Source organism: Dorea phocaeensis, from assembly GCF_900240315.1.
GTDB lineage: Bacteria > Bacillota > Clostridia > Lachnospirales > Lachnospiraceae > Dorea_B > Dorea_B phocaeensis.
The window spans coordinates 253,723-269,085 of sequence record NZ_OEPZ01000001.1; the positions used below are offsets into that span (position 1 = coordinate 253,723).

The 15,363-nt window shown below is 44.3% G+C and carries 11 protein-coding genes and 1 tRNA gene; 11 read left to right on the plus strand and 1 reads right to left on the minus strand.

Going from position 1 to position 15,363, the window contains the following annotated elements; translation table 11 throughout:
• Nucleotides 1–508: 508 nt before the first annotated feature.
• Nucleotides 509–751 (plus strand): type II toxin-antitoxin system Phd/YefM family antitoxin, encoded by a 243-nt coding sequence (locus tag C0979_RS01135; protein ID WP_101694239.1) that lies wholly within the window; start codon nt 509–511, stop codon nt 749–751.
• Nucleotides 752–799: 48 nt separating this feature from the next.
• Nucleotides 800–982, plus strand: coding sequence for a hypothetical protein (locus C0979_RS01140; RefSeq protein WP_101694240.1), 183 nt, complete (start codon nt 800–802; stop codon nt 980–982).
• A gap of 59 nt (nt 983–1,041) precedes the next feature.
• Here C0979_RS01140 and C0979_RS01145 read toward each other — a convergent pair whose 3' ends face one another.
• A complete protein-coding gene (locus C0979_RS01145; protein WP_101694241.1) occupies nt 1,042–5,304 on the minus strand; it encodes a 2-hydroxyacyl-CoA dehydratase in 4,263 nt (1,420 codons plus the stop codon).
• A gap of 228 nt (nt 5,305–5,532) precedes the next feature.
• On the opposite strand from C0979_RS01145, the gene C0979_RS01150 reads away from it, so the two are divergent.
• The 9 genes from C0979_RS01150 (at nt 5,533) to C0979_RS01190 (ending at nt 15,289) form a co-directional block, all read left to right on the plus strand.
• Entirely contained in the window at nt 5,533–6,390 is an 858-nt protein-coding gene (locus tag C0979_RS01150) for a rhomboid family intramembrane serine protease (RefSeq protein ID WP_101694242.1), read from the plus strand.
• A 75-nt stretch (nt 6,391–6,465) separates the two neighbouring features.
• Nucleotides 6,466–7,902, plus strand: a complete 1,437-nt coding sequence (pyk, locus tag C0979_RS01155) for a pyruvate kinase (protein WP_101694243.1) — start codon at nt 6,466–6,468, stop codon at nt 7,900–7,902.
• A gap of 165 nt (nt 7,903–8,067) precedes the next feature.
• Complete coding sequence (locus tag C0979_RS01160; RefSeq protein ID WP_101694244.1) at nt 8,068–8,784, plus strand: TrmB family transcriptional regulator; 717 nt, start codon at nt 8,068–8,070, stop codon at nt 8,782–8,784.
• A complete protein-coding gene (locus C0979_RS01165; RefSeq protein ID WP_101694245.1) occupies nt 8,781–10,055 on the plus strand; it encodes a diaminopimelate decarboxylase family protein in 1,275 nt (424 codons plus the stop codon). The genes C0979_RS01160 and C0979_RS01165 overlap by 4 nt, the downstream gene beginning before the upstream one ends.
• Before the next feature lie 43 nt (nt 10,056–10,098).
• Nucleotides 10,099–10,181 (plus strand) — tRNA-Leu (locus tag C0979_RS01170).
• Nucleotides 10,182–10,365: 184 nt separating this feature from the next.
• Complete coding sequence (gene polA, locus C0979_RS01175) at nt 10,366–12,981, plus strand: DNA polymerase I (protein ID WP_101694749.1); 2,616 nt, start codon at nt 10,366–10,368, stop codon at nt 12,979–12,981.
• Between the two features lie 11 nt (nt 12,982–12,992).
• Nucleotides 12,993–13,586 (plus strand): dephospho-CoA kinase, encoded by a 594-nt coding sequence (gene coaE / locus C0979_RS01180; protein WP_101694246.1) that lies wholly within the window; start codon nt 12,993–12,995, stop codon nt 13,584–13,586.
• Between the two features lie 25 nt (nt 13,587–13,611).
• Nucleotides 13,612–14,409 carry an MBL fold metallo-hydrolase gene (locus tag C0979_RS01185; protein WP_101694247.1) on the plus strand — a complete coding sequence of 266 codons (798 nt, stop codon included), beginning with the start codon at nt 13,612–13,614 and terminating at the stop codon, nt 14,407–14,409.
• A gap of 25 nt (nt 14,410–14,434) precedes the next feature.
• Nucleotides 14,435–15,289, plus strand: a complete 855-nt coding sequence (locus tag C0979_RS01190) for a DegV family protein (RefSeq protein ID WP_101694248.1) — start codon at nt 14,435–14,437, stop codon at nt 15,287–15,289.
• The last annotated feature ends 74 nt before the right edge of the window (nt 15,290–15,363 follow it).

A 15,363-nucleotide genomic window follows, 5' to 3' on the forward strand; every position in this document is an offset into this window, starting at 1 on the left:
CGTAAAATCAAGGTTTTTGGAGGAGGGTAAGAGTAGTAAAAAGTAGTGTAAAGTGGTTTATTCCTACACTATTCATACACCTCAACTCCTACACCATATTTTCTAAATCAGAGCGTAACCATTCGATATCCCTATCGGTATATACTGACTCAGTTATATCCGATCATCCTTTTGGGATCGTATGGTTTATGCTCTGATTTTAGATTTAATGATTCTCTTTTTTATTTGTTTAGATATTAAGTCTTTGGCTTGCATGTCGTAAACAGAAGTACAGTAAGTCCAAGCCGACTCAACCGTACACTGATATGCTACAGACGATCCTTTAAAGTATTTCTTAGTCCATTTCTTGTATAATTTTCGTGTTGTTATGCCACTATTTAAACTAGATACGCTATGGTAAATCAGAATAATGTAAAAACCTCTCACAAAAAAGATATTTCATAAAAATAGGTTGAATTATAGCTAGAAAATACATATACTATAAGTGAAAGAGAGGATGGTGTTATTTATGACAGTAGATACTAATACGATGATTTCAATTACAGAAGCTAATCAAAATTTTTCAAAGGTCACAAAGTTAGTAGACAAACATGGAACTGCAGTAATATTAAAAAATAATACACCGAGATATTTAGTGATTGACTTTAGCAAGGCTGATAAAGAGAAAGTTGCATCTATGGATGATTTACTTTCAGTGTCAGAGCAGTTGCTAAAGCAAAATATGGAAGCATATGAGGTGCTTGCTAAATGATTAGATTTTGTTTTTTATGGAATTAAGATAGGAATAAAAGAGAGGTCGATGTACCCAGTTGTTATCTGGCTGTTTTTCGCAGCGGTGCCGGCAATGATAAAAAGATTCATGTTAGCGATTAGCAGAATCGGAGGGCGCAATAGGTATGATGAGGAACTGTTTGGAAGAGGTCCTAGAGGAAGAATGGCAAATTATTTATGGGAATATATTGAAAAAAATGCAAATAGATAGAAACGAAGGCTATTGCGACTCCTAGTGTGTATCGCGATAGCCTTCTGTTCAATTTTTATTTACATTTCCTGCATCTTGGCGAGGTTCTTATTGGCGGTAGAAAGCATGAGTTTCAGTCGGTTTAACTGATTCACTTCGCTGGCGCCCGGATCAAAGTCGATAGCGACGATATTAGACTCTGGATGGAGCCTTCGCAGTTCTTTGATGACACCTTTTCCTACCACATGGTTTGGAAGACAGGCGAACGGCTGAGTACATACAATGTTTGGTGCGCCGTTTTGAATGAGTTCCAACATTTCTCCGGTCAGGAACCAGCCTTCACCGGTCTGATTGCCAAGAGATACGATCTCAGACGCCATTTTTCCTAAATCCTGGATACGCGTCGGCGGATCAAAGTTCTTACTTGCGGCAAACGCATTGGTTGCTGGTTTTCTAAGCCACTCCAGGAATTTGATTCCAAGATTCCCTATCCGGGCTTTGGATTTTTCAAATCCCAGCTTTTCTACTTTGAAGTTCTGGTTGTAGAAAGAGTAGAGAAGGAAATCCAAAAGATCAGGAACAACAGCTTCTGCTCCTTCTGATTCCAGCAGTTCCACAAGGTGGTTGTTAGCGGCCGGCAGGAATTTTACAAGGATTTCGCCTACAACGCCGACTCTTGGCTTTTTCACATCCAATAACTTAATGTTATTGTCAAAGTCTTCAATAATTTCTTTGCACAGACGGTTAAAACGGCGTCTGGACGGATAGCCGTGCGAAACAAAGTCCTGACAAATCTTTTTCCATTTCTCATGCATGGCATTTACAGAACCGGAAACTGCTTCATAAGGCCGGAGACGATATACGCATTTCATGAAAATATCTCCAAATACAACTGCATACATAGCGCGAACTACAAGTGGTGCGCTCAGTTTAAATCCAGGATGTTTCTCTAATCCGCTTAAGTTCAGTGAAATAACTGGAATGTGAGGGTATCCGGCTTTCTTAAGTGCCCGGCGAATGAATCCGATATAGTTGGAAGCACGGCATCCGCCTCCGGTCTGGGTGATGATAACGGCGAGTTTGTCAGTATCGTATCTTCCGGATAAAATGGCATCCATAATCTGTCCTACTACCATCAGAGACGGATAGCAGGCATCATTATTTACATATTTTAAGCCCACATCTACAGACTGCTTGTTGTCATTTGACAGAATCTCAAGGTTATATCCGCAGGAACGGATCGCGGGCTGCAAGATGTCAAAATGAATGGGTGACATCTGTGGGCAGAGAATGGTGTAATCCTTGCGCATCTCCTGTGTAAACAGTGCTTTTTCAATAGAAGACGGACGGATTTGGCGTTCTTCCTTTTTCTGTTCTCTTACGCGGATCGCCGCAAGAAGAGAGCGAATACGGATTCTTGCCGCTCCTAAGTTATTTACCTCATCAATTTTAAGAGAGGTGTAAATCTTATCAGAGTTATTCAGGATTTCTGCCACCTGATCAGTGGTTACGGCATCTAGTCCGCAGCCAAAAGAGTTCAGCTGGATCAAATCCAGGTTATCGGTAGTCTTTACGTAGTTTGCAGACGCATACAGTCTGGAGTGGTACATCCACTGATCCATCACATTCAGAGGACGTTCTACCTTATGCAGATGAGAGATGGAGTCCTCTGTCAGAACGGCAATCCCATAGGAGTTAATCAGTTCAGGAATTCCGTGATTGACTTCTGGATCAATATGGTAGGGACGTCCGGCAAGAACGATTCCCCGGTTCCCGGTTTCTTTTAAGAAAGCAATGGTTTCTTCTCCTTTTTTGCGGATATCCGCGCGGCAGGCCGAAAGCTCCATCCATGCGCTATGTACAGCTTCCCGAATTTCTTTTTCCGGAATGGCAAACTTTTCCGAAAGCTCTTCAACCATGCGGTAAGCGATGGTTTCTTCGCTCTTAAGAGAGAGGAAAGGATGGAGAAAATCGACATCTCCCTGAATAATTGCATCAATATTATTCTTAATATTTTCCGGATAAGATGTTACAATCGGACAGTTATAGTGGTTGTTGGCATCTGCAAATTCGTTCCGCTCATAAGGAACGCTTGGGTAGAAGATCCGCGAGATCCCTTGATTGATCAGCCACTGGATGTGTCCGTGAGCCAGTTTGGCCGGGTAACATTCGGATTCGCTCGGAATGGATTCAATGCCAAGCTCATAGATTTTCCGGGTGGAAGCCGGTGAAAGCACGACACGAAATCCCAGGTGGTGGAAGAATGTGAACCAGAACGGATAGTTCTCATACATATTCAGTACGCGCGGAATACCGATCGTACCGCGGGGGGCATCTTCTTCACAGAGCGGCTCATAGTTAAAGTAACGCTGGAACTTATAGGCAAAAAGGTTCGGAAGTTGATTTTTGGACTTCTCTTTTCCAAGACCTTTTTCACAGCGGTTTCCGGTGATGAATTTGCGCCCGCCGCTGAAATGATTGATAGTCAGGCGGCAATTGTTGGTACAGCCCCGACATTTGGTCATAGTGGTGGAGTATTCCAGCGACTCAATCTCCTCGATTGAAAGCATAGTGGTGGCTTTGCAGTCGCATTCGCTGTAGCGTTCTCTTGCAATTAAGGCGGCTCCGAAGGCACCCATAATTCCGGCGATATCCGGGCGGATAGCTTCGCAGTTTGCAATCTTTTCAAAGCTTCTAAGTACGGCGTTGTTGTAGAAGGTACCACCCTGTACAACGATATGGCTGCCAAGCTCAGAGGCGTCAGATACCTTGATTACTTTAAATAGTGCATTCTTGATTACGGAATAGGCCAGCCCGGCAGAGATATCTGCAACGGAAGCTCCTTCTTTTTGTGCCTGTTTCACCTTGGAGTTCATAAATACAGTACAGCGGGTTCCCAGATCAATGGGATCGTTGGCGAACAAAGCCTCGTGTGCAAAATCTTCCACAGAATAGTTCAGAGATTTTGCAAAGGTTTCAATAAAAGATCCGCAGCCAGAAGAACAGGCTTCATTTAACTGAACACTGTCGACGGTTTGATTTTTGATCTTAATACATTTCATATCCTGTCCGCCGATGTCTAGAATGCAGTCTACATCTGGTTCAAAGAAGGAGGCTGCATAATAGTGAGAGACGGTTTCTACTTCGCCTTCATCCAACAGAAGAGCTGCTTTAATGAGCGCCTCCCCATATCCGGTGGAACAGGAGTAGGCAATCTCTACGCCCTCTGGTAATTTGCTATAAATATCCCGGATGGCGCCAATGGATGTGCCCAGAGGATCCCCCTCGTTGTTGTGGTAGAAGGAGTACAGAAGAGTACCGTCTTCACCTACGAGAGCGGCTTTGGTGGTAGTGGAACCGGCATCGATTCCGAGGAATGCTTTTCCTCGGTAGGAAGCTAGATCCCGAATCGGTACCTGGTGTTTTTCGTGGCGATTTATAAATGCCTGATAGTCTGCTTCCGATGCAAATAGTGGTTCCATACGATCTACTTCAAAATCCATTTTAATCTTGTTTGCAAGACGAATCTGCATATCCTGAAGGGACAGATTCAGATCTTTTTTGGAATTCATGGCAGAACCAATGGCAGCAAACAGATGGGAGTGGGACGGCGCGATGGTATGTTCCTTATCTAAATTCAGCGTCCGCACAAATGCAGCTTTTAATTCGGATAAGAAATGAAGCGGTCCTCCTAAGAAGGCAACGTGTCCGCGAATTGGTTTTCCGCAGGCAAGCCCACTGATGGTCTGATTTACTACGGCCTGGAAAATCGAAGCGGCTAGGTCTTCTTTGGATGCACCTTCGTTGATCAGTGGCTGAATATCTGACTTTGCAAATACACCGCAGCGGGCAGCGATGGAGTAGAGAGCCTGGTAATTTTTCGCATACTCATTAAGACCGGATGCGTCCGTCTGCAGAAGAGAGGCCATCTGGTCGATGAAAGAACCGGTACCGCCGGCACAGACGCCGTTCATACGCTGTTCGATGTTGCCTCCTTCAAAGTAAATGATTTTGGCATCCTCGCCTCCAAGTTCGATCGCAATGTCTGTCTGCGGCGCATAATCCTGGAGTGCAGTGGATACAGCGATCACTTCTTGTACGAAGGGAACGCCCAGATGCTTGGCAAGAGTCAGCCCTCCGGAACCGGTAATGACCGGGGAGGCATGGATGGCGCCCAGCTTATAGACAGCTCTTCCCAGAAGATCGGAGAGCGTCTCCTGTATATTGGCATAGTGGCGTTCGTAGTCAGAAAATGCAACGTCGCCTGCTTCGTCAAGAATGGCGATTTTCACCGTTGTGGAACCGATATCGATTCCTAAAGTATATTGTTCTTCTTCACACATTGTTCAATAACTCCTTCATATATGCATAGAATGAATCAATGGATTGTTTCTTATTTATATATCTTTTAAAACCCGTAACATTATACGACAAAATACGACGCATGACAATTCACAAATGTGATAGATTTATAAAAAACGTGTTAAACTTACATGGTAGAATTGACAAACATCAGGCGAAAAGGTAGAATGTCTACTAGTATATGACTTAGGAAAGTAGGGAGCAAATAAATGAATAGCTGGCTTGGGAAAATGGAACGAAAGTTCGGAAGGTACGCCATTCCGAACATTATGAAGTATCTGATCGTATTGTATGCAGGAGGATATTTCTTGTACATGATCAATCCAATGTTTTATCTGAATTATCTGGTGCTTGACTGGGGAGCGGTTCTTCACGGACAGATTTGGAGGCTTTTGACCTTCTTGATGCAGCCGCCGTCTGCGAGCATTTTCATGGTGGCGCTTCTTCTGTATATCTATTATATGATTGGTATGCAGCTGGAAAATGCTTTGGGGACTTTTCGTTTTAACTTTTATTTGCTGACGGGAATTGTGCTCCATATTGTTGCGTCACTGATCGTATATCTGACAACGGGAATGGTGATTTCTCCAAGTGTAGAATACCTGAATCTGTCGTTTTTCTTTGTGTTTGCAATGCTGTTTCCGGATGCACAGTTTCTGCTGTTTTTTGCAATTCCGATTAAAGGAAAATGGATTGCACTGATTGATGGGTTCTATTTCCTGTGGGCAATCATCAGTCCGTTCTTGCCGGCCTACAAAGGAACCGGATACGGCGCTATGATGGCAGCACTTGCATCGATTCTGAATGTATTGATCTTTTATCTTTTATCTCGGAATATGCATGCATATTCTCCGAAGGAGGTAAAGAGACGAAGAGACTATCAGCGGAAGGTTCAGCAGGCGCAAAAGCCGGAACATGTCTATGAAAATGGGGCGAGACATAAATGTGCAGTGTGTGGCAGGACAGAGCTTGATGATCCGAATCTGGAGTTTCGGTATTGTTCTAAGTGCAATGGAAATTATGAGTATTGTCAGGATCATCTGTTTACACATACACATGTGAAATAAGATTTGGATGCTGCAATTGTTAGAGTGTTACAATCGTAAGAAATGAGAAAAAGGAAAAGAGGTAGGAAGACGAAAATGAAGAAGACGAAAATTATCTGTACAATGGGACCAAATACGAATAAGGAAGAGATGATGCGTGCGCTTGTTCAAAATGGCATGGATATCGCGAGATTTAACTTCTCCCATGGAGACTATGAAGAACAGAAGATGCGTATGGATTTATTGAAAAAGGTGCGGGAAGAGGAGAAGAAGCCAATTGCAATACTTCTGGATACCAAGGGACCGGAGATTCGTACGGGAGCGCTTAAAGATGGAAAGAAGGTTATGTTGGAGTCTGGAAGTCTCTTTACATTGACGACAGAGACAGTGATTGGAGACAAACAGAAGGTTTCCATTACCTATGAGGGACTGGTAGAGGACGTTCAGATTGGAAGCACGATTTTGATTGATGATGGTCTGATCGGACTGGAAGTAAAAGAAAAACGGGAGTCGGAAATTGTATGTACTGTAATTAATGGCGGAGAATTGGGAGAGAAGAAGGGTGTCAATGTTCCGAATGTTCCGGTAAGACTTCCGGCAATTACACAGAAAGACCGCGAGGATATCCGATTTGGTGCAGAGCAGCAGGTGGATTTTATTGCAGCTTCCTTTGTTAGAAATGCGGAGTGTATTCTGGAGATCAAATCTTTCCTGAAAGAGTGCGGAGCACCGTGTATTCCGGTTATTGCTAAGATTGAAAATGCAGAAGGAATCAAAAATATCGATGAGATTATTCGCTGCGCAGACGGAATTATGGTAGCGCGAGGCGACTTGGGTGTGGAGATTCCGGCGGAAGAGGTTCCATACCTGCAGAAGTTGATTATTCAGAAATGTAACGATAACTATAAGCCGGTTATTACGGCGACGCAGATGCTGGATTCTATGATCCGTAATCCTCGCCCGACCAGAGCGGAAGTTACAGACGTAGCCAATGCGGTTTATGATGGAACGGATGCGGTGATGCTTTCCGGTGAGACGGCCCAGGGTAAATATCCGGTAGAAGCGTTGCAGATGATGGTACATATTGTAGAGAATACAGAAGAGCACTTAGATTATGATCTGTTGCTTCGCAAGGCAGAAGAACATCGTATGAAGAACACATCCAGCGCTCTTGGACATGCAACAGTGGCAACAGCGAATAATCTGGATGCAAACTGCATTATTACACCGTCTGTTTCAGGCGCAACAGCACGGGTTGTATCGAAGTTTAAGCCGAAGATGGGAATTATCGGAGTGACGCCAAATGAAGCGACGCTTCGGAGAATGCAGATCTATTGGGGCGTAAGACCGCTGAAATCCATTGAGTTTAACACGACGGAAGATATCTGCAACGGCGCGATTGACCTGGTGGTTGCAAAGCAGATGGCTGAGTCCGGAGACATTGTTGTACTGACGGCTGGAATTCCTTCTCCAAATACCAGAAGTCATAGAGAAGGCGTCAGCAACATTATGAGAATTGCAGTAATTGAATAAAAGAGAGCGGAAATAGAAGAAACAAAGAGTCTGGACAGCGAAAGTCTAGACTCTTTTGCTGTGAATGGCAGGAGATTGAGATGCAAAACAATCAAGGCTTGACAGGAAGCTAAAATTCTCGTATAGTGTTCCCTGTGAGAACTACTATGAAAAGGAGGGAGAGCAATGGAACAAACATCTTTTGTAGAACGACTGATGGAGTTTGGGTTGACGCGACAGGAAGCCAGTATCTATCAGTATATGTTGAGAGAAGGAAAAGTAACAGGATATGAAGTGGCTAAAGCGACAGGAATTTCCCGTTCCAATGCCTACAATTCCCTTGCTAATATGACAGAAAAAGGGGCGGCCTATCTGGTGGAAGAGGGAAGTACCAGAAAATATGTCCCTGTTTCGTTGCGGGAGTTCTGCAGGAACTGTATCCGTAAGCTGGAGGAATCTCAGAAATGGCTGCGGGCTCATGTGCCTTCCGAAAGGACTTACGCGGAAGGGTATATTACCATAGAGGGTGCGGAGCACATTTTAAATAAAGTGCGCAATCTTTTGGCGCAGGTAGAAGAACGGGTGTATCTAAGCTGTACCAGAAATTATCTTCTTCTATTGGTGGGAGAACTGGAGACACTGATGAGCCAGGGGAAAAAGGTTGTAATCATTACAGATCAGCCGGTAACCTTTGATAACGCAAAGGTCTATGTGGCAGAAGCAAGAGGAATGCAGATCGGAGTGATTGCTGATTCCAAATATGTGCTGACGGGCGAATATGGAGAGGGAAGCAGAAACACCTGCCTGTATTCCGGTCAGGAGAATTTTGTAGAGCTGTATAAGACAGCGCTTGCGAATGAGATTAAACTTGTATCGATACGAGAGGAGAGACAGAAATCATGAAAAAAGAGACATTTGTAACGAAAGCACAATTAGAGGAGATTGTAAAAGAGTACCCGACACCGTTTCATCTCTATGATGAGAAAGGGATTCGTGAGAATATGAAAGCGCTGCGGGATGCATTTTCCTGGAATAAGGGGTACAAGGAATATTTTGCGGTAAAGGCAACGCCGAATCCGTTTTTGATCGATATTTTGCGTGAGTATGGCTGCGGCTGTGACTGCTCTTCTTATACAGAACTGATGTTATCTGAGGCGATGGGAATTACCGGAGAGAATATTATGTTCTCGTCTAATGATACACCGCCGGAAGAATTTATCTATGCAGATCAGCTGGGAGCAATTATCAATCTGGATGATTTTACCCATATTGATTTCCTGGAGCGTACGATTGGACATATCCCGGAGACCATCAGCTGTCGTTACAATCCGGGCGGACTTTTCAAGATCAGCAATGATATTATGGATAATCCGGGGGATTCCAAGTACGGAATGACGACAGAACAGTTATTCGAGGCGTTTAAGATTCTGAAAGAAAAGGGGGCAAAGGAATTTGGAATTCACGCGTTCTTAGCGAGCAATACAGTGACCAATGAGTATTATCCGATGCTGGCGAAGGTGTTGTTTGAACTGGCGGTGAAGCTTCAGAAGGAGACTGGTGTCCATATTAAGTTTATTAACTTATCTGGAGGAATCGGAATTCCGTATACACCGGATCAGGAACCGAATGATATTCGGGCTATTGGAGATGGTGTGCGCAGAGTCTATGAGGAAGTGCTGGTTCCGGCAGGAATGGGAGACGTGGCGCTTTATACAGAGCTTGGACGGTATATGATGGGACCTTACGGATGTCTGGTGACGAAAGCAATCCATCAGAAACACACTCACAAGGAATACATTGGCGTGGATGCCTGTGCAGTGAATCTGATGCGCCCGGCTATGTACGGAGCTTATCATCATGTAACGGTTATGGGAAAAGAAAAGGCTGCCTGCGACCACAAGTATGATGTGGTTGGATCTCTTTGTGAGAACAATGATAAGTTTGCAATTGACCGGATGCTTCCAAAGATTGATACGGGAGATTTGCTGGTGATTCACGATACGGGTGCACACGGATTTTCTATGGGTTACAATTACAATGGAAAGTTAAAATCGGCAGAACTTCTTTTGAAAGAAGACGGAAGTGTGCAGCTGATTCGAAGAGCCGAGACACCGGCAGATTATTTTGCAACATTTGATTGTTTTGATATTGGTAAAAAACTGTTGACAAAATAGGAAACAGCCGTTATAATTTAACATGTTGTCGGAAAGACAACATGCGGATGTGGCGGAATGGCAGACGCACAAGACTCAAAATCTTGCGGGGGCGACCTCGTGTGGGTTCAAGTCCCACCATCCGCAGTGTAGAGAGAAGATGATATTTTAGATATTGTCTTCTCTTTTTTTATTCTTCTTTTTTTATAATACGTAAATCAAAATAAAACTTGTCGATGGAAAAATATTGTAGGAATAACAGCTTTAAAAAAAGGTTTAGATGGTGTATAGTAAGATAGATGTAAATTTTTTTGCAGATGGAGAATCAGAAATGAGAAATAAGATTGTATTAATAGATGGACATAGTATCTTAAACCGGGCATTTTATGGGCTGCCGGATCTGACCAATGCAGATGGTCTTCACACGAACGCTGTTTACGGATTTTTGACGATCCTCTTTAAGATTCTGGAAGAGGAACAGCCGCAATATCTGACGGTGGCATTTGATGTCCATGCCCCGACATTTCGGCATGAAATGTATGCGGAATATAAGGGGACCAGAAAACCGATGGCAGAGGAACTGCGTCAGCAGGTTCCGGTAATCAAAGAAGTCCTGCAGGCGATGGGAATTAAGACTGTTGAGTGTGCGGGATTAGAAGCAGATGATTTGATCGGTACGCTGTCGAAGCGGTGTGAGGAGTCCGGGATGGATGTGTCAGTTATTTCCGGAGACCGGGACCTCCTTCAACTAGCGACAGAACATGTGAAGATTCGGATTCCCAAGACGAAGCAGGGACGAACGGAAGTGGAAGATTATTACGCGGATGATGTGAAAGCGAGATATCAGGTGACACCGACAGAATTTATTGATCTGAAGGCTCTGATGGGCGATACCGCAGATAATATTCCGGGAGTTCCGAGCATCGGAGAGAAGACAGCTACCAAGATTATTACGGAATACCATTCCATTGAAGCGGCATATGAGCATGTGGAAGAACTGAAACCGCCAAGAGCGTCCAAAGCGTTGTTAGAGCACTGGGATCTTGCCGTGATGAGTAAAGAGCTTGCGACCATTCATGTGAATGCAGAATTTCCATTTGAGATAGAGGAGGCGCTTCTGGGAAATATTTATACGGAAGAGGCCTATGCTTACTTTCAGAAACTGCAGTTTAAGAATCTGCTGGCAAGATTTGATGTGACGGCACCAGCCAACAAGGTAGAGGATTACTTCCGGGTGGTGACGGAGAAAGAAGAGGCAGAGCGAATTTTTGCCGAAGGGGAACATGCGTCCTGTATCGGCGCTTGTATTTTTCAGGATACCAAAGATGTCCTTCCTCTTTTTGCAAAGGATGCCGGAATTGGCGGAATTGGACTTTGCTTTGGAGACGAAGAGATTTATGCTATTTTCGCAGGTGGAGACATAGAGGCAAAATGGCTGTTGAAGCAGCTGGGGCTGCTGGCAGAGCGGACAGAACGCTTTGCAATGTTCGATCTTAAGCGTGTGTTGAAAGATTTAGAACTGATCTGTCAAGATCATTGCTTTGACCTGACGGTAGCTGCGTATCTTTTAAATCCGCTGAAAAATGATTACAGCTACGAGGACGTAGCGAGAGAACAGCTAAACTTAATGATTGAGGACAAGCTGGAAGAAGAAAGTAAGATTTGTTATGAAGCCTATACCGCGTACAAGGGATCAGAGGTTCTGTGGGAGAAGCTAAAAGAAAGCGGTATGGCAGAATTATTTACAGAGATTGAGATGCCGCTGGTCTTTACGTTGTATGACATGGAACAAAACGGAGTCCGAGTTGAGGCAGATGCGTTGAAAGCCTATGGCGAGAGGCTTGGAGTTCAGATTGTAGCCTTAGAGCAGGAGATCTACGAGGAGGCAGGAGAAGTATTTAATATAAATTCCCCGAAACAGCTGGGGGTGGTGCTTTTTGAGAATTTGAAGCTTCCGGGTGGAAAAAAGACCAAGACGGGATATTCCACAGCGGCGGATGTGCTGGAGAAACTGGCGCCTGACTATCCTGTGGTGGCAAAGGTACTGGAGTACCGTCAGTATGCTAAGTTGAAATCTACTTATGCAGACGGGTTGGCAGGATACATTCAGGAAGATGGACGGATTCACGGGAAGTTTAACCAGACCATTACAGCAACGGGACGGATCAGCAGTACGGAACCGAATCTTCAGAATATTCCGGTTCGAATGGAACTGGGGCGAATGATTCGGAAGGTATTTATTCCGGAAGATGGGTATGAATTCGTGGATGCAGATTATTCCCAGATTGAACTTCGTGTGCTGGCGCACTGTTCCGGTGACAGCCATCTGATTGCGGCATATAAAGAAGAAAGTGATATTCATAGAATAACAGCGTCACAGGTATTCCATGTACCGTTTGACGAGGTGACGGATCAGCAGCGGCGTAATGCCAAAGCGGTCAATTTTGGAATTGTATATGGAATCAGTTCTTTTGGTCTGAGTCAGGATCTTAGCATTACGAGAAAGGAAGCGGCTCAGTATATTGAAGACTACTTTAAAACCTATCCGGGGATTAAGGTGTTCTTAAATGATGCGGTGCGGCATGCAAAAGAGAAAGGCTATGTGACTACTTTGTTTGGCAGACGCAGACCCGTTCCGGAACTTGCATCCAGCAACTTTATGCAGAGATCTTTCGGAGAACGTGTGGCGATGAATGCGCCGATTCAGGGAACGGCGGCAGATATTATGAAGATTGCCATGCTTGGTGTGAACCGCAGGCTCAAAGAACAGAGGATGAAGTCAAGACTGGTGCTGCAGGTTCACGATGAGTTGCTGATTGAAGCTTATCAGCCAGAGATAGAGGAAGTAAAGAAGATTCTGAAGGAAGAGATGGAACAGGCGGCAGATCTTAAGGTGCCGTTGGAGATAGATATGCATACAGGAGCAAACTGGTACGAGGCAAAGTAGAGGTGAAGAGGATGAAAGTAATAGGAATTACAGGAGGCGTTGGAGCCGGGAAGACACAGATTTTAGAGTATCTGAATAATAAGTACGGAGCAACCATATGTCAGGCAGATGCAGTAGGAAAGAAACTTCAGAAAAAAGGAACCGAGTGTTATGATGCAATTGTAGAGCATTTTGGCACCGAGATTCTGGATGAAAAAGAAGAGCTTGACCGGGAGAAGCTGGCGGCTATTGTATTCCCAAATCCGGAGGAACTGGCGGTTTTGAACCGAATCGTACATCCGGCAGTCAAAGAGGAAATTCGTCATATGATCAAGAAAGAGGAGAGGAAGAATACGAATCTTATGATCGTAGAATCCGCCCTTCTGATCGAAGATCATTACGAAGAGATCTGCGATGAGATGTGGTATGTCTATGTGGAAGATGAAATTCGCAAGAAACGTTTGATATATGCCCGCGGCTATGATGCCAAGAAGGTGGATGATATTATAGCGGCGCAGCTTCCAAAGGATATGTTTATGAAGCATTGCGACCGGGTGATCGACAACAGTGATGCGTTTGAAGAGACGCAGATGCAGCTGGATCAGATTATCGGAGATTTGGATTAGAAAAGAAGAAAGGCAGAAAGAGAATATGAGATTGTGCAGCATTGCCAGCGGAAGCAGCGGAAACTGTATCTATGTGGGGGATGACACCACCCATCTGCTGGTAGACACAGGAATCAGTAAGAAACGAATTGAGGAAGGGCTTGATAGCCTTGGAATTAAAGGGTCTGAATTGAATGGGATTTTGATTACGCATGAACATGTGGATCACATCCAGGGGCTCGGAGTGTTCAGTCGCAAGTATGAAATCCCGATCTATGCGACACAGGGAACCATCGAAGGCATCAATTGCTGCAAGAGTCTGGGCAAGATGCCGGAAGGCTTGCTTCACGAAGTGGAAATTGATAAGAGTTTTACACTTGGAGATATCAAGGTACGGCCATTTGAGATTTCGCATGATGCAAGACAGCCGTCAGGATATCGGTTTGAAAATGGTCAGAAGTCAGTAGCAATTGCGACAGACCTAGGGAAGTACGATGAATATACAATTGAACAGCTTCAGAACCTTAATGCAGTGGTATTAGAAGCCAACCATGATGTTCATATGCTGGAGGTGGGACCCTACCCATATCCGTTGAAAAAGCGGGTGCTGGGAGATAAAGGACATCTGTCCAATGAACTGTCGGGACGGCTTTTAAGCGATATTCTGCATGACGATCTGCAGTATGTAATTTTGGGACATTTGAGCAAGGAGAATAACTACGAAGAGCTTGCTTATGAGACGGTAAAACTGGAAATCAGCATTGGTGATAACCCATACCGGGGAGATGAGATTCCAATGATGGTAGCGAAGAGAGATTCTGTGTCGGAAGTGATTACACTATAGGGTGCAGATAACAGGAGGAAATAGAATGAACAAGGTAGCGATTGTAACAGACAGCAACAGCGGAATTACACAGAAGATGGCAGAAGAGCTTGGAATTCGTGTATTGCCGATGCCTTTCTATATAGATGGAGAGCTTTACTATGAAGATATTACGTTGACTCAGGAAGAATTCTATCAGAAGCTGGAGGAAGATTCTGAGATTACGACATCTCAGCCCTCTCCCGGAGATGTAATGGAACTGTGGGAAGAACTGTTGGAGGAATATGAAGAGGTCGTGCATATTCCGATGTCCAGCGGACTGAGCAGTTCCTGTGAGACAGCGATCATGCTGTCCCGGGAATTCGATGGCAGGGTGCATGTAATTGATAATCAGAGAATTTCTGTGACTCAGAGACAGTCTGTGCTGGATGCGATTGAAATGGCAGACAAAGGAATGAGCGCTTCGGAAATCGAAGCGGTGCTTTTGAAAGAGAAGTTGGAAGCCAGTATCTATATTACGGTAGATACTTTGAAATATCTGAAGAAAGGTGGTCGGATAACTCCGGCGGCAGCTGCTCTTGGAACCGTTTTGAATTTGAAGCCGGTACTTCAAATTCAAGGTGCGAAGTTAGATTCTTTTGCTAAGGCAAGAGGATGGAAATCCGCAAAGAAAACGATGCTTGATGCGATGGAAAAGGATCTAAATGGACGGTTTGCCGGGAAACAGGTACATCTTCAGGCAGCGTATACTTGTACGGATGAAGAAGCAGATACCTGGAAAAAGGAATTGGAAGAACGATTCCCGGGATATGAAATTGTGATGGATCGTCTGTCTTTAAGTGTCAGCTGCCATATCGGTCCGGGCGCGATGGCAGTTGCCTGCAGTAAGGTGATTGAATAAATTACTTATAGAAAAAATCAATAAGAGTAAAGATATATATAAAATAGTAATTACACAAAAAAATTGCAGAATGT